General features: G+C 68.2%; 14 protein-coding genes, 1 tRNA gene and 2 pseudogenes. 7 read left to right on the plus strand and 10 right to left on the minus strand.

Annotated features, from left to right (window positions below; translation table 11 throughout):
- Positions 1-20: 20 nt before the first annotated feature.
- A complete protein-coding gene (locus tag RGU41_RS17685) occupies positions 21-1,625 on the minus strand; it encodes an APC family permease (protein WP_134449102.1) in 1,605 nt (534 codons plus the stop codon).
- Positions 1,626-1,926: 301 nt separating this feature from the next.
- On the opposite strand from RGU41_RS17685, the gene RGU41_RS17690 reads away from it, so the two are divergent.
- A complete protein-coding gene (locus RGU41_RS17690; protein ID WP_322137389.1) occupies positions 1,927-2,166 on the plus strand; it encodes a cell wall-binding repeat-containing protein in 240 nt (79 codons plus the stop codon).
- A 77-nt stretch (positions 2,167-2,243) separates the two neighbouring features.
- Here the strand turns inward: RGU41_RS17690 and RGU41_RS17695 are convergent, their stop codons facing one another.
- Together RGU41_RS17695 and RGU41_RS17700 are read right to left on the minus strand one after the other, a co-directional pair.
- Positions 2,244-2,906, minus strand: coding sequence for a TetR/AcrR family transcriptional regulator (locus tag RGU41_RS17695; RefSeq protein ID WP_322136970.1), 663 nt, complete (start codon positions 2,904-2,906; stop codon positions 2,244-2,246).
- Between the two features lie 164 nt (positions 2,907-3,070).
- On the minus strand, positions 3,071-3,241 hold the full coding sequence (locus RGU41_RS17700; protein WP_322137424.1) for a hypothetical protein: 171 nt from the start codon (positions 3,239-3,241) through the stop codon (positions 3,071-3,073).
- Here RGU41_RS17700 and RGU41_RS17705 point away from each other — a divergent pair.
- From RGU41_RS17705 to RGU41_RS17715, 3 genes are all read left to right on the plus strand, one after another.
- A complete protein-coding gene (locus tag RGU41_RS17705) occupies positions 3,177-3,554 on the plus strand; it encodes an Hpt domain-containing protein (protein ID WP_322137390.1) in 378 nt (125 codons plus the stop codon). The two genes, RGU41_RS17700 and RGU41_RS17705, sit on opposite strands and share 65 nt — an antisense overlap.
- Before the next feature lie 158 nt (positions 3,555-3,712).
- Positions 3,713-5,245, plus strand: a complete 1,533-nt coding sequence (locus RGU41_RS17710; protein WP_322136971.1) for an alkaline phosphatase — start codon at positions 3,713-3,715, stop codon at positions 5,243-5,245.
- A gap of 11 nt (positions 5,246-5,256) precedes the next feature.
- The gene (locus tag RGU41_RS17715) at positions 5,257-5,790 is read left to right on the plus strand and encodes a hypothetical protein (protein ID WP_322136972.1); all 534 of its coding nucleotides are present in this window, start codon (positions 5,257-5,259) and stop codon (positions 5,788-5,790) included.
- Between the two features lie 127 nt (positions 5,791-5,917).
- Here the strand turns inward: RGU41_RS17715 and RGU41_RS17720 are convergent, their stop codons facing one another.
- From RGU41_RS17720 to RGU41_RS17735, 4 genes and pseudogenes are all read right to left on the minus strand, one after another.
- Positions 5,918-7,558 (minus strand): HNH endonuclease signature motif containing protein, encoded by a 1,641-nt coding sequence (locus RGU41_RS17720; protein WP_322136973.1) that lies wholly within the window; start codon positions 7,556-7,558, stop codon positions 5,918-5,920.
- A gap of 58 nt (positions 7,559-7,616) precedes the next feature.
- The gene (locus RGU41_RS17725; RefSeq protein ID WP_322136974.1) at positions 7,617-9,452 is read right to left on the minus strand and encodes an APC family permease; all 1,836 of its coding nucleotides are present in this window, start codon (positions 9,450-9,452) and stop codon (positions 7,617-7,619) included.
- Positions 9,453-9,626: 174 nt separating this feature from the next.
- Positions 9,627-11,132, minus strand: a pseudogene (locus RGU41_RS17730) (carboxylesterase/lipase family protein); the annotation flags it as partial.
- 222 nt (positions 11,133-11,354) lie between these two features.
- Positions 11,355-12,086 carry a flavodoxin family protein gene (locus tag RGU41_RS17735; protein WP_322136975.1) on the minus strand — a complete coding sequence of 244 codons (732 nt, stop codon included), beginning with the start codon at positions 12,084-12,086 and terminating at the stop codon, positions 11,355-11,357.
- 84 nt (positions 12,087-12,170) lie between these two features.
- Between RGU41_RS17735 and RGU41_RS17740 the strand changes: the two genes are divergently transcribed.
- Both RGU41_RS17740 and RGU41_RS17745 read left to right on the plus strand, forming a co-directional pair.
- Positions 12,171-13,556, plus strand: a complete 1,386-nt coding sequence (locus RGU41_RS17740; protein ID WP_322136976.1) for an MFS transporter — start codon at positions 12,171-12,173, stop codon at positions 13,554-13,556.
- 101 nt (positions 13,557-13,657) lie between these two features.
- Positions 13,658-13,730, plus strand: a tRNA-Arg gene (locus tag RGU41_RS17745).
- Between the two features lie 85 nt (positions 13,731-13,815).
- Here RGU41_RS17745 and RGU41_RS17750 read toward each other — a convergent pair.
- Positions 13,816-14,421, minus strand: coding sequence for a helix-turn-helix domain-containing protein (locus RGU41_RS17750; protein WP_241985103.1), 606 nt, complete (start codon positions 14,419-14,421; stop codon positions 13,816-13,818).
- A 78-nt stretch (positions 14,422-14,499) separates the two neighbouring features.
- On the opposite strand from RGU41_RS17750, the pseudogene RGU41_RS21075 reads away from it, so the two are divergent.
- Positions 14,500-14,889 (plus strand): annotated as a pseudogene (locus tag RGU41_RS21075) (class I SAM-dependent methyltransferase); the annotation flags it as partial.
- Between the two features lie 246 nt (positions 14,890-15,135).
- Here the strand turns inward: RGU41_RS21075 and RGU41_RS17755 are convergent.
- Both RGU41_RS17755 and RGU41_RS17760 read right to left on the minus strand, forming a co-directional pair.
- Positions 15,136-16,242, minus strand: coding sequence for a DNA alkylation repair protein (locus tag RGU41_RS17755; RefSeq protein WP_134448768.1), 1,107 nt, complete (start codon positions 16,240-16,242; stop codon positions 15,136-15,138).
- 160 nt (positions 16,243-16,402) lie between these two features.
- Complete coding sequence (locus RGU41_RS17760; RefSeq protein WP_322136977.1) at positions 16,403-19,195, minus strand: cation-transporting P-type ATPase; 2,793 nt, start codon at positions 19,193-19,195, stop codon at positions 16,403-16,405.
- Positions 19,196-19,215 lie beyond the last annotated feature (20 nt).

Consider the following 19,215-nt stretch of genomic DNA (forward strand, 5'->3'; position numbering starts at 1 on the left):
GAGGCTACCCGGCGCGCGTGCTATTCGGGCACGACCAGTGCGGGGGTGTCCTGGCGCAGCGTCTCTCCGCGGAAGAAGCTCGGCCTGGCCAGGAAGGTGAGGCCCATGACGGCGAGTCCGAGTACGAGCAGGCCGACGCCGATCACGAAGACCAGTCCGATCCCGAAGAGCTCCGAACCGCTGCCGAAGTCGGGGCTCCAGGCGCTCACGGCGGTCTGCACGAACACGACGGTGAGGATCAGCCCGCCCGCCGCCGGCACCAGGAGCCGCAGGAAGAAGTTGCGCACACTGGAGAACAGGCTCTGGCGGAAGTACCAGACGCAGGCGAAGGAGGTGAGTGCGTAGTAGAAGCAGATCATCAGCCCGAGCGACTGGATGGTGTCGTTCAGGACGTTGACGCTGATGATCGTCATGACGGCGTAGAACCCGGCCGCGATGGCCCCGGCTGCGATCGTCGCGAAGCCGGGCGAGCCGAAGCGCTTGCTGACCCTGGCGAAGTGCGGCGGGAGGGCGTGGTAGTGCGCCATCGACAGCAGGGTGCGGGCAGGGGAGGCCATCGTCGACTGCAGCGAGGAGGCGGAACTGGCCAGCACGGCCATCGACATCAGGATCGCGACCGGCCCCATCACGGGTCCGGCGATCGCGGCGAAGATGTTGCCCTGGTTGTCCGGGTTGCTCAGGCCGATTCCCTCGGCGCCGACGCCGGACACCATCATGGTGGCCACGATCAGCACGAGGTAGAGGCCGAGCACGACGAGGGCGGTCAGGGTGCCGGCCTTGCCCGCGGTCCCCTTCGTTCCCTTGGTCTCCTCGTTCACGGTGAGGCAGACGTCCCAGCCCCAGTAGACGAAGATCGCCAGGGAGATGCCGGCGGCCAGCTGGCTGAAACTGTCGACCCTGGTGGGGTCGAACCAGGTCCAGTCGAAGGCGAGCGCGGTGGTGGACGCACCGTTCGTCGCGTTGACGATGGCCGAGACGCTGAAGATGAGGAGGACGACGATCTGGAAGCCGACCATGCTGTACTGCACGAGCTTGGTGGCGTGCAGCCCGCGGTAGCTCACCCAGACGGCGAGGGCCACGAAGACGAGACAGGTTGCGATGTTGATGAAGGTATTGTCGGCGAGCGCGGCGAGATCCGGGTTGGCGAAGACCTCGCCGAGGAAGACGTAGAAGAAGCTGACGGCCACGCCGGCGAGGCTCGAGAGCACGATGATGTTGGCCGCGAGCATGCCCCAGCCGCTCATCCAACCGACGAAGGGACCGAACGCCTTTGTGGTCCAGGTGAAGGAGGTTCCGCTGTCGGGGGAGTCGGCATTGAGCTCCCGGTAGGCGAGGGCGACGAGGATCATCGGGATGAACGCCAGGATGAACACGGCCGGCAGCTGCTTGCCGACCTCGGCAACGGTCGCGCCGAGCGAGCTTGTGAGGCTGTACGCCGGGGCGACGGAGGAGATGCCGAGCACGACGACGGCGAGCAAGCCGAGCTGCCCGCCTTTGAGGCCCTTCTTCGTGATGCCGTGCTTGCTCCCCGCCGCGTCGTGCAGCGTTGAGCTGTGCACGAGGTGGACGTCGGTGAACGGCTGCGATGAGGTCGGCGCCGACCCTCGGGTGGACTGCTGGGTCATGTGTGGTCCCTTTCCTCGGGCCGGGCGCATCGACGCGCGAACGGCCCGTTCGGGTACTGCGGTGTATCCGATGGACTAAATGAATTGAGTTCGTTTATTCTGGGGGTGAGTCAGGCGGATTGCAAGCACTTACCGCAGATTCACCGGCGGGCGCCAGAGCGGCGCGTGTGGTTAACCGCAAACTTGCGTGGTAATTCGCAGGTAAACCGCCTTTTCCGGCGCTCTGCTTGTTCGGGGATCAATCGCTCAGCACACTGGGCGCAGGTGCTGGGATTCCGGGATCAGTCACGATTCACTCGACCTGAACGCCTTCACGTCCGTTTCGACCGTGTACATTGCGAGCGGAACGAGCTACCAGGATGCCCTGGTCGGCTCGGCGTTCGCCGGGGCGAAATCGGCGCCGCTGTATCTCACGCCGGCGACGTGTGTGCCCCGGGCGACGCTCACCGCGATCATCCGCCTCGGCGGGACGCGGGTGGTCCTGATCGGAACGGCCACCGCCCTCACCGGAGACGTCGCGGCACTCAAGCCGTGCCCGTGAGCGAGCGATGCCGCGAGCTCGGCAGGGCCGGCGGCGCTCGCGGCACCTCGCACGGCAGGACGTGGCCGGGCGGATGCTCAGGGTCGGCGCAGGCCGTCGATCCGGTCGACGAGGGCCTCGAGTCCGAACTCGAACGCGACATCCGCCCGCGCCCTGCCCGCGTTCTGCTGCCCGTGCCGCACCGCTGCGCTGAAGATCGGGCTCGACTCGGCGAGCGCACCGGTCTCGAAGATGTCGGCCGGAGCCGTCACATCGAAAGCCGCGCCGAAGATGAACGACTCGAGTGCGACGATCGATGGCACGATCTGTGCAGAAGGCACCCCGGCGGAGGACAGTCCCGCCGCGACGGTCTCGTACATGCGCAGGGTTTGCGGTGCGCCCGTGACCGGGAGCACCGCCACAATCGAGATCAACGGAACGTGCGTTGCGAAGATGTCCCGGTACGACCAGGCCCAGCGGCGCAGGGCCGTGTCCCACGGCTCTGAGCCGAAGCCGGCCACATCGACCATCGTCATCACGTGGTCCTGCAACCACTGCAGTACGACGTGCTTCGATGCCGCGTGGTTGTACAGCGCGGAGGGAGCCACTCCCAGACTCCTGGCCAGGCCGGACATCGTGAAACTTTCGTAGCCGGCCGCCCCGATCAGCCGGAGGGCCGCAGCGGTGATGCGCGGCTTCGTCAGAACCGTCTCAAGCGGCCTTCCGGCCCTGCGATGACCGGCGTCGTCTGCGTCGCTCATCGGGCTCTTCTCTCGGTGGGCAGTCTCGGTGGGTGGCCTCGTTACAGTACATCACCCTGGTGACGCATCACCCAGGCGACGACACGGGGTCAGGTCGCACTGTCGAGGAGAACCTGAACGAGTTCGTCATAGCGGATCGGCCGGGAGTTAGAGGAAACCCTGCGCTAAATGGCAGCCGCGTGCGACCAGCCACTGCGGCTGCACCGGTGTTTCCACCCCTCGGCGACGATCTCGAGCGACGGGGCGGTTGCGAGGCCGATCGCGAGGTCGATGACGGGTGCCTCCGCCGCGTCGACACCGTCAGTAACGGTCTGGAAGCCGTTCAGGCGGTCCACTCGGCGACTTCGACGTCGTCCTGATGGACGTGTACATGCCGATCGTGGACGGGCTCGAGGCCACCTGGCGACCCTTCGGGCGGAGCTCGACCGCGGCAACCTGGTGCAGGCCGCGTTCATCGCCCACCGGCTGCGCGGGAGCAGCGCCACGATCGGGGCAAGCGGGCTCGCCGCCGTATGCGGGGAGATCGAAGCATCCGCCAACCATGGTGGACCGGTCACGGAGGATCACCTGGCCAGGCTGGAGGCAGTCATCGCCGAGGTGACGGCGGTGCTCACTCCCCACCTCGCGGCCACGCTCGACGCGAGGTGACCCTGCTCGCCGGGCAGCATCAACCGTCGACCGGGCAACGGTCAGAGTCTGTTCACCGGGGGTACCCGTCACTGTTACCGGCACGCCATACCGTGTGAGCAGTGGCAACATGAGCTGCCGCTCCGAGTGCTCCATCGCACAGTTTTGGGAGAATCCTCATGAAGAGACAGACCTCCGTTTTCACCTCGACCACCCTTGTGACCGCACTGGTCGCGAGCGTCATCCTCACTGGATTCGGCGGTGCCGCTCTAGCGGCCTCAGCCGATGACGGAAACGACAGGGCCCGCGCCACCAACGTCATCTACCTCCTGGGCGATGGCATGGGTCGCACCCACGTCACCGCCGCCCGCGAACGCTACTACGGCGCCGCAGGCAAGCTCGCCATGGAAACGCTGCCTGCCCAGGGCTTTGTCAGTACGTACGCCGTCGAGAAGCTCTCCGGCCAGCCGGGTGCCACCGACTTCAAGCCCAATCCGGTGACCGATTCGGCCTCTGCGGCGACGGCATGGTCGTCCGGTGTCAAGACTTACAACGCGGCCCTCGGCGTCGATGCCAAGGGTACGGTCGTTCCCACGATGATGGAACTGGCCAAGAAGGCCGGCTACCGCACCGGAAACGTCTCGACCGCTGAGATCACGGATGCCACTCCCGCCGGCCAGATGAGCCACGCCCTCGCCAGGGGATGCCAGGGTCCGGTGTACTCCGATGCGGCCTGCCAGGACCTGTCGATCACGGGGGCAGCCCTCCCGACGAGCGACGTACGGGTCACCCCCATCGCCGACCAGATCGCCCGCAACGGCACGGCCGACGTCATCCTGGGTGGCGGGCTCAGCCGTTTCGATGCCGCTGACGAGACGGCGCTCAAGGGGCAGGGCTACTCGGTCCTCGGCTCCATCACCGGCCAGTCGATCGCCACGAAAGCCGACCTGGCCGCCGCCTCCGGTGCCAAGGTCTTCGGACTCTTCAACAAGGGCAACCTGACCGTTGAGAAGACCAAGCAGGACAACCCGTCTTCGGTCCAGGCGCAGGAACCGACCCTGTCGGAGATGACGAGCAAGGCCATTGACTTGCTGCAGAAGGGCAAGAACAACGCGGACAAGAACGACCGGAGCGGAAAGGGAGGCCAGGGGTTCTACCTTCAGATTGAAGGCGCCCTGATCGACAAGCGCTCACACGCCAACGACGCCGCGCAGACCCTCGGCGAAATGAAGGCATTTGATGACGCGGTCGCCATCGTCAAGGACTTTGCCAAGCGAGACGGACACACCCTCGTCATCGTGACCGCGGACCACGAGTGCGCCGGATTCAACATCATCGAGAAGGGCACCTTCACGAACGCCGAGGCCGGGACTCCGCCGGCCAACGTCGACAGCGGGAACTCTGCGAACAACTCCACCCCGACCCGGCCGTCCAATTCCAAGGATGCCGCCCGCTCAACGGGCATCGTGAACGGTGCCGGCGCCGCAGACCCGAAGAACTTCGGGCCGGCGACCTTCCGGACCCCGACGGATGCGGCGGGTGTCGTCGACGGCTCCCCGGACGCCGGACTCTGGTTGACCTATCTCTCCGGCAATCACACCGGGGCGGATGTCCCGGTGTTCGCCACGGGACCCGGGTCGGATCAGCTCCAGGGCACGATCGATAACACGGCGCTCTTCGGGATAGTCGGGCGCGCGCTCCGAGTGGTGTAGTCGGACCTCGCATGAAGACCAGATCCGGAATCGCCGCGGCGCTGAGTGTCGTCGCCATCTGTGCGGTCGTCGGCGTTGCCGTGTATGCGGCGGCGACCGGCGCCCACAGTGACGCGCAAACGGCCGCCGCGACGCAGTTCACTCCTCAGGCGATCTTTGCAGGACTGACACCGTCGACCGGGAACCCTGAGCTTGAGAGCCTGAATCTGGTGCACCCGAGCCCGGGGACGATCGTTGCGGCGGCCGGTCCCTTCGACGACCGGTTCGTGCTCGAGGGCCTCACCTTCGACGGGGGTGCGGTATCGGGTGCCGTACGTGTGACGAGCGACGTGAGCGACGTGCTCGACCTCGAGGTGCTGGCCGGGTTCTATGACGCCGATGGTGTCCTGGTCGGCAGTGGTCGTTTCGTCCACCACCTGAGCGAGGACACCACCCACACCGAGCCGCCGATAGAACGTCAGGAGTTCACAATCGCGGTACCCGGGGATGTGTCCGGCCGGGCCGTGGCCGTGTCGATCGGGGTCCCGGTCCTCGTCAACGAATGACCCGGTGAGTCGCGGGCCGGCCTGTTCCCCGTGTGCGTTCGCAGGCCGGCCTGTTCCCCGTCATGAAGCACCCGCGCTGCACCATTCCTGGTGCGAGCATCGCGACCTCACGCGAGCCCCATTGGGATCAGACCCGGTCATCGTCGCGGAGGATCTCGTTCTTGCTGGTGAGGGGGATGGGTTTCTGGTCGGGGTCGAGTCCGGGTGGTGGGGTGAGCCAGTACTGGCCGGTGTCGTCGCGGGTGATGTGCCAGTGTTCGTTGTGGAGCCTGAGGTGGTCGGCCCGGCAGAGCAGGATGCCCTGGTCGAGGTTGGTCTGGCCGGTGTCGTCTTTCCAGTGTTGGATGTGGTGGGTTTCGGTCCAGGAGGGTGGCCGGTCGCAGCCGGGCCACATGCAGCCGCCGTCGCGGAGGGAGAGGGCCGCGCGTTGGGCGGGGCTGAAGGTGCGTTGTTCGCGGCCGAGGTCGACGCCGTGGCCGTGGTCGTCGAAGGTGACATCGAGGAGTCCGCTGTCGCACCGGTTCCGTTCCAAGGTCTCGGCCGAGACCGTCACCGCGGTCCCCTCGATGACGCCGGGCTGGAGCGCGGGTGCCGCGGTTTCGGGGTTCGCCGCAGCGTCGGCTGTGGGTGACGGGGCCTCGGTTGGCGCGGCATCGGTGGGTGTGGTTCCCGTTGGCGCGAAACCGGTGGGTGTGGCGCTGGTGGGGCGGATGGTGATCATGCGGACGGCGGGGCTGCGTCCTCCGGCGATGCGTTTCGGGTCGGCTTTCACGCCGAGTTTCATCAGGGCCAGGAACGCGTCCGCGGTGAGCTGTTCGGTGGTGCGCGGGTCGTCCTGCACCCGCTTCGCCCACGCGGCCTGCTCCTTGTCCACGAAGCGGACCCCGCCCCGGCGGGGGCTGGTGATGGCGTCGTAGGTGTTCATCAGGTACTCGCCGTCTTCGGGGGCGAACAGGCCGACCATGCGCACCTGTCCCGTGTTGAGTCGCCAGAACCGCAGCGACCGGTCGTCGTAGACGGCTTTCTCGCGGGCGGCGATGCCGGCTTCATCGAGCACGTCCCGCACCCTTCGGGCGCGCTTGAACAGCTGGTCCGCGTTCAGGGTTCGCGCTTCGGCGAGGAGCCGGGCCAGGGCGGTCGCGAGTTTCTCCGCGGTGATCGCCCGGTCCAGATCGCCCAGGCCCTTCCGGAGCGAGTCTGCCTTCTCAACACTGAGCCAGCCTTCTCGCAACGCCCGGCCGATCGGCGCGTGCCACGGCGGAACCGCGGCAGCAGGAACCGGCGGGTCGACTGGCGGCAGGTCTGGAGCGGCCTCGTTGAGGGGCGGAGTCCCGTCGAGTAACTTCTGCGCCTCGGCGGCTTCGCGGGCGGCCTTCTGGGCGGCGTCGGCCTCGGCCAGCAGCCGGCCCACCCCGAGGAGCTTGACAGCATCGCCCTTGCTTGACCCAGACACGCTCTGCAGCAGGTCTTCCGGAGTCCGGAAGCCTTGCCGGGCCGCGAGGCCCTTCCCGCCGAGTTCCGGACGGGACCGCCGGGCGAGTGTCGCGGCGAACCAGGCAGCCTGGGTGTCCAAGGCCCGCCGGGCTCCCGCGATCAACACGTGCCCCTCGAGCACCGCCTCGTCACTGAGAGTGTCGACAGCGGCGGACGAACCACCCAGCCCGGTGACGACATCCGCCATCGACCGCAACCCGCCGAGAACACCGCCCTGCACCCGTTCGCCATGCGGCTGATCGGGTGAAGCGGGTGACTCGGGAAGGTTGATCATGCCCCCACGCTACGACCAACCACCGACACTCTCTGAGCATGGCTCAGGTCTGTGGAAACTAACTCTGATCAGGTATCTGGTGAAGACAGGGTCGCTCGATCACCCGCAGGCTACTCGTCGTCGACCTCGGCGCGCGGATGCCGTTTCGCGTCGGCAGGGGGAGGTCGCCGGGCGTGCTGACTTCCTCGCCGGTCTCCGCGTTGACGGCGGTCTGGCCGGGCGGAAGGTTCGACAGGTCCGGCGCGATCATCGTCGGCATCAGCTTGGAGTCCGGCAGTCCGAATCGAGGAATCGACTCCGCTTCGGTTGTGGCGAGCACGAGGTCGTCGGACTGGCGCGGCAGGGTGCGGCCGCGGAAGAAATTCGGGTTGACCGCCCACCAGACCAGCATCACGACCACACCGAGCACCAGTGCGCCGATCCCGACGACGGCGACGGCGCCGATGCCGAAGATCGTGACGTTGTCCCCGTTATCGTCGGTGAGCCAGTCGACCGTGGCGTACTGCTGCAGCCCGTAGACGAAGGCCGCGGTCAGCATCAGGCCGCCGAGCAGTGGGAAGAGGCCCCGCATGATCACGTTCCGGAACGACGACCACATCGACCTGCGGTAATACCAGACGCACGCGAAACCGGTGAGCCCGTAGTAGAAGGCGATCATCAGGCCGACGGAACCGATCAGCGCCCCGAGCAGCTGGACACTGATCAGGGTGAAGAGCAGGTAGAACCCGATCGAAATGCCGCCCATGGCGAGGGTGGCCCAGGTCGGGGTGAGGTACCGCGGGTGGATTTTCGCGAAGCGTGCGGGCAGGGCGCGATAGACACCCATCGACAGGGCCGTGCGGGCGGTGGGCAGGATCGTGGTCTGCGTCGACGCGGAGGCCGAGGTGAGGATCGACGCCGAGAGGAGGAGCATCGCGAGGTTGCCGAGGGTACTGTCACCGAACAGCGCCGGCCCGATCGCGGCGAAGACGTCCGCCGAGTTCGCGTCGTTGCCGAGTCCCACACCGTCGGTGCCGACGCCCGCGAAGGCGACCGCCGCGACGGTCACGAGGGCATAGGTGCCGAGCAGGAGCAGGGTACTGATGATGGCGGCCCGGCCAGGGGTCTTGCTCGGGTCGGCCGTCTCCTCGTTGACGGAGACGGCTGTGTCCCAGCCCCAGTAGATGAACACGGCGGTCAGCACGGCCGGGGCGATCACGCTGCCGAAGTCGAGCGTGAACGGGTTGAACCAGTCGAGCGTCGGGGTCAGCGAGTAGCTTTCCGCGCTCCCCGTGTACACGCGGATGAGCGCGAAGACGGCGAACATGATCAGCACGACAACCTCGATGCCCAGGAGCACGTACTGGATGCGGGCGGAGAGTTCGATACCGCGGTAGCAGATCCAGGTCATGATCACGATCCAGAGCACACCGGCGACCGTCGACCAGAACTGGTCGTTCGCGAGGTCGGCGACACCCGTCAGTCCGAGGTCGCCCATGAAGGTGAATGAGTAGGAACCGGCCACCTGTGCGAGGTTGGCCATCACGATGACGTCTGCGGCGATGATGCCCCAGCCACCGAGCCAGCCGGTGATCGGGCCGAACGCACGGGTGGCCCAGGTGAAGGTCGTTCCGCAGTCCGGCTCCGCCTTGTTGAGTTCCTGGTATGCGACCGCGATGAGGTACATCGGGATGAAGGCGAGCAGCACGATACCCGGCGCCTTGACGCCGGCGAGAAGGGCTCCGCCGCTCGCGACGATGAAGCCGAGGCTCGCGGCGAGGCTGTACGCGGGGGCCGTTGACGCCATTCCGACGACGACGCTCGACAGCAGGCCGAGCGCCCCGCCTTTCAGCCCCTTGCTGTCGACCTGGTCGGAACGTTTCTCGCCGGCTTGGGACGAAGCGCTATCGGTCATCGGTACTCCCCACGTGAGGGCCGACCGGGGTCGGCAACAGGGCGGAACAGGACGAACGCGGTCCCTCAGCGGTGAGCGATCGTGATTGACACCGTTCTACCCCTGTTTCCCGCGGCCCGCACCTGCCCAATGTTCCGGTTTCGCATGTTTCTGGGCCGAGGGAGGGACCCGCGATCACCAGTCGGGCAGGAATTCCTGCCACACCGCCCGACGGTCCCCGCGGGGATCCGACTCGACGCGGTCCTCCGCATCGATGATCAGGGTCAGGCGGTCCTCCTCGGTGAAGCGGGGCCAGTCGGCGTCGGGACGGCCGGTGAGCGCGAAGTGCAGCCAGTTCCGGCGCATCCGCTCGCCCGCGTTGATGAAGAGCTCGCGACCGCCGAGCACGCTCATGATCCGGGCGACCGGCAGGTCGGTCTGGTCGAACAGGGCGAAAAGCTCGATTCCGTGGGTCGCGCCGAATCCGAGCATGTGCATCAGGCGCGGCGCGAGGTCGAAGCGGTAGACGTACACCGGCGCGACCCTGGAGTGCAGCTCCCCGAGCTGCAGGCTCGGGTACCAGAACACGAAGTCGCTGCCGAAATCGACCGAGCCGCGCAGCGGTGACAACCCCGCGTACACCGCGCGCATCGCCTCGTGTGAGCTCTCCGGTGCCTGGTCGAAGATGGCGCTGATCCGGGGAGCCGAATGCGGCAGGATGTCGACCCTGCCGCGGAAGAGGGTGCCTTCCCGCTCGTTGGAGCCGATGATGAGCGGGACCCGGTGTTCGCGACCGGCGCGGAAGGCATCGACCGGGCGTTCCGGCAGGAAGTCGCCGTCGACGACGGGCACGAGGCAGAAGGTGCCCGGGTTCGAGTCCGGGGTCCGGGTCTGCACCGCGATGACAGCCTGGGAGATCACGTCGGCTGGTGCCATGGCGAGCAGCTCGTCCGGGGCCAGGCCGACCGCTCCGGCGTCGGCTTCCGTGAGCGTCCGCAACTCCTCGACGACCTCCGCGGCCCAGGCATCCGTGAGTTCCCGCGAGAACGCGGCGTTGGACGGCGAGCTCTGGGCGATCGCGCGCGCGAAGAGCCCCTCGGCCGCCGGTGTCGCCATCAGTGTGATGACGGCGTTCCCTCCCGCCGATTCCCCGAACACGGTGACGTTGTTCGGGTTCCCGCCGAAGGCGCGGATGTTGTCCCGCACCCAGCGCAGGGCGGCGACCTGGTCGCGCAACCCGAGGTTGCTCTCAATGGGGTGGTCCGGCGTCGAGTATCTGGTGAAGTCGATGTAGCCGAGCGCCCCCAGGCGGTAGTTGAAGCTCACGTAGACGACGCGGCCGCTGCGCACGAAGCGCTCGCCGCGGCCGGTGAAGTCCTGGGAGGACCCCACGCTGTACCCTCCGCCGTGGATGAACACCATCACCGGCAGGCCGAGCCGGCGCGGGTGCCCCGCGGCCGGGCGCATGACATTGATCGTCAGGCAATCTTCCCCTGAGGCGCTGCGCGGCCCGTGCGCCCGAAACTGCCCGCGGTGCGGTTGTGAGGCGATCTTCCCGAACCTCGAGGCGTCACGGATGCCTGCCCACGATTCCACAGGACGCGGCGCCCGGAAACGCCCGTCGCCGACCGGTGGCGCCGCATACGGGATGCCGCGCCAGGCCAGGATCCCGTCCTCGTGCACTCCGCGCACGATCCCGCCGCTGACGCGGACGTCGAGCCGGCCCCGGGGGAGCGAGACGGAGCGAAGGGGGCTCCCAAACCGGGGCCGGGGCCTGGATGCGGTTCATCGTCGAGGGTCACTGCTGTGGACATGCGCTCCTCCTCGTGGGAATCTTCTGGAGTTGTCTTGGTCCTTCGTGTGGGTGGTGGGTCTGGGTCTGGGTCGGGGTTCTGGTGGGTTCTGGCGGGTACCGGGTTCGGTTCAGCGGTACTCGGGGTTGGGCTCGAAGCCGAAGCGCTCGCCGGAGTCCCAGTCCTTGCGGAGGTTCCCGTAGGCGGGGAAGCCGCCGTTGGCCTTCAGGATCGCCGCGAGGTGCATCAGGTTCCAGGTCATGAAGGTCGTGTTGCGGTTGGTGAAGTCGTTCAGGGGGCCGCCGGACCCGGCGTCCAGGTAGCTCGGACCCGGCCCGATCTCGCCGATCCAACCGGCGTCCGCGGCCGGCGGGATCGAGTAGCCGATGTGCTGCAGGCTGTAGAGGATGTTCGACGAGCAGTGCTTCACGCCATCCTCGTTGCCGGTGATGATGGCGCCGCCGACCTTGCCGTAATAGACGTACTGGCCCTTGTCGTTGAACTCTCCACTCATCGCGTAGAGCCGCTCGATCACGCGTTTCGTCACCGAACTGTTGTCGCCGAGCCAGATCGGGCCGCCGATCACGAGGATGTCCGCCGTCTGCACCTTGTCGAAGAGCGCCGGCCAGGCATCCGTCTTCCAGCCGTGCTCCGTCATGTCGGGATAGACGCCGGTCGCGATGTCGTGGTCGATCGCCCGGATCGTTTCGGCGTAGACGCCCTGCTCGTGCATCAGGTTCATGCTCAGGTCGATGATCGCCTGGGTATTGCTGGCTTCGGGGCTGCGCTTGAGCGTGCAATTGATGAACAGGGCACGCAGCCCGGAATAGTCGTAGGCCTGGGTATTACGGCTCGGGGTCATGGCGCCAGTGTTGCACCCGCTCCGCGCACCGGCTACCCCGGGGCGCGGGTTCACTTCGTCCGGGATCCGGGGTTAGATTGCCGGGTGACTCCTCGCGAACGCCGCATCCTGATCGTCGCCGTCCTCTCCTCCTTCGTCGCGTTCCTCGACGGGTCCATCGTCAACGTCGCACTCCCCGCGATCTCCCGCGAACTCGGCGGCGGCCTCACCCTGCAGCAGTGGGTCGTCGACGGCTACCTGCTCTCCCTCGGCGCCCTGATCCTCGTGGCCGGCTCGCTCTCGGATACCTTCGGCCGGGTGCGCGTTCTGCGGGTCGGCCTGATCTGGTTCGGGATCACTTCTCTCGCGTGCGCCGTCGCACCGTGGGGCGCCGCCCTCGTCGTCGCGCGGATCCTGCAGGGCGCTGCTGCCGCCCTTCTCGTTCCGAGCTCCCTCGCGCTCATCACCTCGACGTTCACCGGTCCTGCCCAGGGCCGGGCGATCGGCGTCTGGACAGGCTGGACCGGCATCGCGGGCATCGCCGGGCCCATCCTCGGCGGCGTCCTGGTCGACACGAGCAGCTGGCGGCTCGTGTTCGCGATCAACGTGCTCCCGATCGTGGCGACCCTCATCGTGCTCGCCGGAGTGCGGGAACCGGCGCGCACCGCTCCGGCCGCCCGGATCGACGTCGCCGGGGCCTGCCTCGCCGTCGTCGGCCTCGGCGGTCCCGTTTTCGCGCTCATCGAGCAGGGTCGGCTCGGCTGGGGCAGTCCCATCGTGTACCTGCCGCTCGTCGTCGGGCTGCTCTCCCTCGCCGCGTTCCTCTGGTGGGAGGCGCGCGCTCCGCACCCGATGATGCCCCTCGGCCTCTTCCGGGTGCGCAATTTCTGGGCAGGCAACCTCGCGACCGTCGGCATCTACGGTGCGCTGAGCCTCGGTTTCTTCATCTTCGCCGTCTACCTGCAACAGGTCGGCGGCCTCTCGGCGACGAGCGCGGGACTCGCGGGCATCCCGGCGACCCTGATGATGCTGTTCTTCTCGACATTGTTCGGCGGGCTCGCCGGCCGGTTCGGCCCGCGACTCTTCATGACCCTGGGTCCGATCGTGGCGGGCATCGGCTTCCTGATCCTGACCCTGGCCGTTCCCCCGGTGGATGTCTGGCGCACCGTGATCCCCGGCATCGCCGTCGTGGGCCTCGGGCTCTCGATCACGGTGGCACCCCTGACGGGCGCCGTGCTCGGCTCCATCCATCCTGAGCAGGCCGGAATCGGCTCGGCGATCAACAACGCCGTCTCCCGGGTCGCCGGACTCATCATGATCGCCTTCGCCGGCACGATCGCCGGCGAACAGCTCGGCGTCGCCGGGTTCCAGCGGGTCCTGCTGGTCACCGCCACGCTCATGTTCGCCGGCGCACTCGTGTCGTGGCTCGGCATCCGCACCCCGAAGAGCGGGGCGGATGCCGCAGCGCCTGCGGCAGGGGAACCCGCCTGAGCGCGGCATCCGCGCCTCTCCCACCTGCCCTCGAACGGGAGGGGCCGGGAAATCTGTTATAGTTTCTAAGTTGTCTTCGCGAAGGATTTCGCCTGACACATGCGCTCGTAGCTCAACGGATAGAGCATCTGACTACGGATCAGAAGGTTGGGGGTTCGAATCCCTTCGGGCGCACAGGACAAAAGCCCCGCACTCACTGAGATGCGGGGCTTTTTTGTGGCTGTCCGCGGGATCCGCGGCCGAGCCCCCCAGCCGCGTCTCACTCGCCCAGGCGCCCGGGTGGAGCTGCGCGCACGTGCATCCGCTCGCCCTGGCGGCCGAAGAGGGTGAGGAACTCGACGTCGCCCGGACCGACCCGGCCGAACCAGTGCGGCGTGCGGGTGTCGAACTCGGCGGCCTCCCCGGCCGGGAGCACCAGGTCGTGCGTGCCGAGCACGAGCCGGAGGCGGCCCCGGAGCACGTAGATCCACTCGTATCCCTCGTGCACCCTCGGATCCGGCTCACGCTCCGCTACCGTTGCGGGGATCAGGTGTTTGAACGCCTGCGGCCCGCCGCTCGCGCCGCGGGACAGCGGCACGATCGTCTGGTCGCGGTGCCGCGTCGGCCGGAGGTGGATGCGCGGGTCACCCGTCTCCGGCGCCCCGACCAGTTCGTCCAGCGGAACGCCATAGGCCCGCGCCAGTGGCAGCAGCAGCTCGAGTGCGGGACGCCGTTGCCCGGATTCGAGCCGGGACAGCGTGCTGACCGAGATGCCCGTGGCGCGCGACAGTTCGGCGAGTGTCATACCGTGCTCGCTGCGCCGCGCCCGAAGGAGCGGGCCGACGGCGGCGAGCATCGTCTCCGTTGTGGCGGAAGTGTCGTCCATGGGTCGATCTTGCCACTTCGGCAAACGGGCTTGGCGATTCCGTCGATCCTGTCCGAGCATCGAAGCAGGAGGTCTGCCATGACACACGAGGAACACCCGTTCGGCCGCGACTACTGGGAGGAGCGTTACGCCGCCCCAGGGCTGGCGTGGAGCGGCGACCCGAACCCCGTGCTCGTCGCCGAAGTGACACCGCTCGCGCCGGGCCGCGCCCTCGACATCGGCAGCGGGGAAGGCGGCGACGCACTCTGGCTGGCGATGAGCGGGTGGCACGTCACCGGTGTCGACATCTCCACGAACGCGCTCGACAAGGCACGTGCCCGGGCGGAGTCCGTCGACGGACCCGCCGCGGCGCGCATCCGCTGGGAGCAGCACGACCTGACGTCCTGGTCGCCAGAGCCCCGCTCATTCGACCTCGTCACTTCGCAGTTCATGCACCTGCCCGAGAGCGCCCGAAGCGTGCTCTTCCGGGCCCTCGCGGCGGCCGTCGCGCCGGGCGGCACGCTGCTCATCGTCGGTCACGACGTCTCCAACGCTGATGCAGGCGAGCACCGGGCGCACTTCCGCGAGCTGATGTTCGGGGTCGACGACGTGCTCGCCGCGATCGACGGCGCGGAACTCGAGGTCGAGGTCGCCGAATCGCGTGAGCGGGAGGCGCCCGCCCCCACGACGGCGCGACCCCCGTGCGCGACGTGGTGGTCAGGGCGACCCGGCCGGTCAGGCCTCCGGCAGCAGGATGAACGGCGTCCGGCCGTGGGTCACACCGTTCACCTGCAACTCGACGGCGTGCTCTCCGGGGTAGTAGCGACGGGTGGTGATCGCCCGGAGCGAGTGCCCCTTGGTCAGCAGCACGACCTCGCCTGGCTCCAGGGTCAGGGTCGTGAGCTTGAACGTCTTGCCGGTGAGGGTGCCGTTCGCCTTCTGGTGGTGCAGGACATAGTCGACGGCCAGCCGGGTGGCCACACGGGCGTTGTTGCGGATGCTTGCGGTGAAGTCGACCGTTCCGCCGAACGCCACCTTCGTCTCGGCCAGCACCGGGCCGGCCACCGTCACATCGGCCGCATGGAAGCCGAGCTGGGCGAGGGCGGCAGGATTGCCTCGCTTCACGAGGGTGCGCAGCGCGTGCCGCACGAGCCGGGCGGTGTGCCCGTCCGGCTCGGCGAGCCACTCGGCCGTCGTGGCGACCGCGAGCTCCGGCTGCTGCCTGCTCAGGTCGTTGAGATGGTTGGCGACCGACCGGCGCACGGCCTCGTCATCGTCGCGGTAGAGCGCGTGCAGGATCGGCAGGGTCGCGGTCGGCTCGGCGAGGATCCCCGGGACCCGCCGAGCCCAGGGCAGGAACGGCCGGGTGCCCTCGGTCGCGAGCCTGCGCACGTCGACGTCGGTCGAGGCGGTCCAGCCCAGCACGACCGGGAGCGCCCGCTCGAGGTCGTGGTCGAGGAGTAGCCGGATCGCGAACTCGGAACTGAGCCGGCCGGTGAGCTCGGCGAGCATGCCCAGGGCGTCGTCGAAGGCGGCATCCGTGCCCGCCTCGATGCCCTTGACCGCGATCGCGGTCGACACCGGCCAGATCAGCCAGCCGGTGAACGGCGCGGTTCCCGACGCGGCTGCGCGGATGGTCGCGGCGAATGAGTCGTAGCCGCCCGGCAGGTCTGCCAGCAGGGCGTCACGCAACAGGTCGCTCCGCTCCCGCAGTGAGAGCGGGTCGAGCGCTTCCGTGGCTGCGCGCAGCGCGGTGAGCGGCGCGTGCGGTGTGACGGCCTGGATCGCCGCGGTGAGGGCGACCGCGGTCGGCACTCCGATGAGTTGGTCGGCGAAGGGCATGGGGCTCCTGGTGCTGGTGTAGCGGTGTACCCCTCCAGCGTGCCAGATTGCGGTCGCGCCGAACACCCCGCCGGTTTCTTCCGTCCGCGCCCGCAACGGCGGGCGCGGTGTGCCGAAACCGGCGCGGGCGCGGTGCCGGTCGCGGTGAGAAGCGGATGTCTCAGGCGCGGCCGGCGTCCGCGCTCGCACCGCGGCGCCGAAGGGCAGCAGCCCCCTCCCGGATCCCGAGGAACACGATCGCGGCACCGAGCACGAACGCCCAGTCCAGGACGCCGAGCCCGCTCGTGCCGAAGAAGCCCGCGACCACCGGCACGTAGACGATGACGAGCATGATCGTGATAGCGAGGGCGACTGCATACCAGAACGAGGGGTTGCTGAACTGGTACCTCGTGAAGAACCCGTGCACGCTGCGGCGCTGGATGATGCTGACGAGCTGGCAGACCATGATCGTGACGTAGGTGATCGACATCGCCTGGGCGAGCGGCAGAGCGGGCACGGTCTGTCTGAACGGGTCGATGCCGTTCCGGTCGTAGAACAGCAGGTAGTTCGTGATGGCGAAGATGCCCATCAGGGCACCGCACGAGAGCACGTCGACGATCGACCGTCCGTTCAGGATCCGGGCGCGGGAATCCCGGGGCGGGTCCTTCATCGTCTCCCCTTCGGCGGGGTCCTTGCCGAGCGCCGCGATCGGGAAGATCTCCCCGAGCAGGTCGATCGCGAGGATCTGCAACACGTTCAGGGCGAGGGGCACGCCGAACAGGGAGGCCAGGGCCAGGCTCGCGGTGTTGACCACGAACTCGGCGATGTTCGAGGTCAGGCAGCTGAGAACGCCCTTGGTGATGTTGCGGTAGATCGTCCGTCCCTCGGCGATCGCGTTCACGAGGGTTGCGAAGCTGTCGTCGAGCAGCACGATCTCGGCGGCCTGCTTGGCCACATCCGTCCCGGAGGCGCCCATCGCGACCCCGATGTTCGCATGCCGCAATGCTGGCGCATCGTTGATGCCGTCGCCGGTGACGGCGACGATGTGCCCGGAGGCCTTGACGAGGTCGACGATACGCACCTTGTCCTCCGGCGCGACCCTGCTGAACACCGTGCCGCCACCGAGTGCGTGACGGAGAACCTCGGCGTCGGGCATCGCCGCAAGCTCCGCGCCGGTGACGATGCTGAGCCCGTCGTCGCCAGAGAGCCCGGCCTGGTGTGCGATGGCCTCGGCCGTGAGGGAGAAGTCGCCTGTCACGATGTTGACCTTCACCCCGGCTGCGAGCACGGTCGTCATGGCGGCGGGGACGGCAGCGCGGATCGGGTCCTGCATCGAGACGAGTCCCAGGATGGTCAGGTCGCGTTCGATGACATGGATGTCCCCGCTGGCGGCATCCGCTTCGGTGAGCACCCGCGTCGCGAAGACGAGGTTGCGGAGTGCGCGGCCCGCCTTCTCGGTGTGCCGGGCGAGCAGGGCCGCCCGGTCGGCGTCCGTGAGCGAACGCACGGCGGTGCCGTCGTCGATCAGGGTGGCCCGGGCGAGCAGGCTTTCCGGGGCGCCCTTCGAGTATGCGGTGAGCACTCCGTCCGGGTCCCGGCGGATGCTGGTCATCAGTTTCCGGGTGGAATCGAACGGCAGTTCGTCGATCTCGGGGCAGCGGGCGCGCAGGGCCTCGAGGTCGACTCCGGCCTTGCCGGCCGCGACGAGTAGCGCGCCTTCCGTCGGGTCGCCGAGGATGCGCCAGTCGTCGTCCCCGGCAGGGGCGACGAGGCGGGCGTTGTTCGCGAACACCCCGACGGTGAGGAACGCGCGCAGCCGGGCCGTTGCCGTGTCGCTCCGGGATTCCGGCTCGAAGACGCCGACGGGCGCGTAGCCGATCCCGGTGACCCGGTAATCGGCGCCCCCGACGACGAGTTCGCTGACCGTCATCTCGTTCTTGGTGAGCGTGCCGGTCTTGTCGGTGCAGATCACGTGCGTCGCCCCGAGCGTCTCGACGGAGCTGAGCTTCTTGACCAGGGCGTTCTGCCGGGCGAGGGTACCGGCCGCGGCGGCGAGCGCAGTGTTGACTTCGGCGGGCAGCCCCTGCGGGATGAGGGCGCAGGCGAATCCGACGGCGAAGAGCATCGCCTCGCGGAGCGGAAGCTCGGACTGCACGGCGATGACAAGCACGACGAGAGACACCACGGCGACGCCATAGCTGACGTACTTCGCGATCTTGCCCGTCTCCACCTGAAGTGGGCTGCGGGTCTGCGGGGCCGACTGGCTGAGCCGGGCGATTCGGCCGAGCTCGGTGTGCATCCCGGTCGCGGTGACGAGTCCGAGCGCCTCACCGGTGGCGACGCTCGTGCCCGCGAAAGCCAGGTTGTGCCGGTCCGCGAGCGGCACCTCGTGCGGGATCGGCCGCGCGTACTTCCGGGTCGGGTCGCTCTCCCCTGTCAGGGCGAAGTCGTTGGTGGAGAAGGCGGTGGTGTCGACCAGTCTCACGTCGGCGGGTACTGAGGCGCCTTCGGTCAGGCGCACCACGTCCCCGGGCACGAGCGCCCGGGATTCGATCTCGGTCAGGGCGCCGTCCCGATAGACCTGGGTGGTCGGGTCGACGAGCCTTTCGAGCGCCTCCATGGTCTTCTCCGCGCGGTTCTCCTGGACGAAACCGATCAGGGTGTTGAATCCGACGAGTGCGACGAGGACGCCGGCGGTGCCCAGGTCGCCGAGGAACCCCGTGATGGCGGCGCTCGCGAGGAGCAACACGATCATCCAGTCGGCGAACTGGCGCAGGTAGCGCCTCAGCGTGGATTCCTTCTTGAGGGTGACGATCGCATTGCTGCCTGCGCGGATCCGCCGCTCGTCCGCGGCGCCGGTCGTGAGGCCGGAGCGGGAGCTCCCGAATGCGCTGAGCACCTCATCAGCCGTTTCCCGATAGATCGACGCGGCGGGGTCAGCAGAATCGGCAGGGTGGAGCTGCGGCAAGCTCATGGACCAAGGCTACGCTTCGG

Source organism: Cryobacterium sp. 10C3 (genome assembly GCF_034314285.1).
Lineage (GTDB): Bacteria > Actinomycetota > Actinomycetes > Actinomycetales > Microbacteriaceae > Cryobacterium > Cryobacterium glucosi.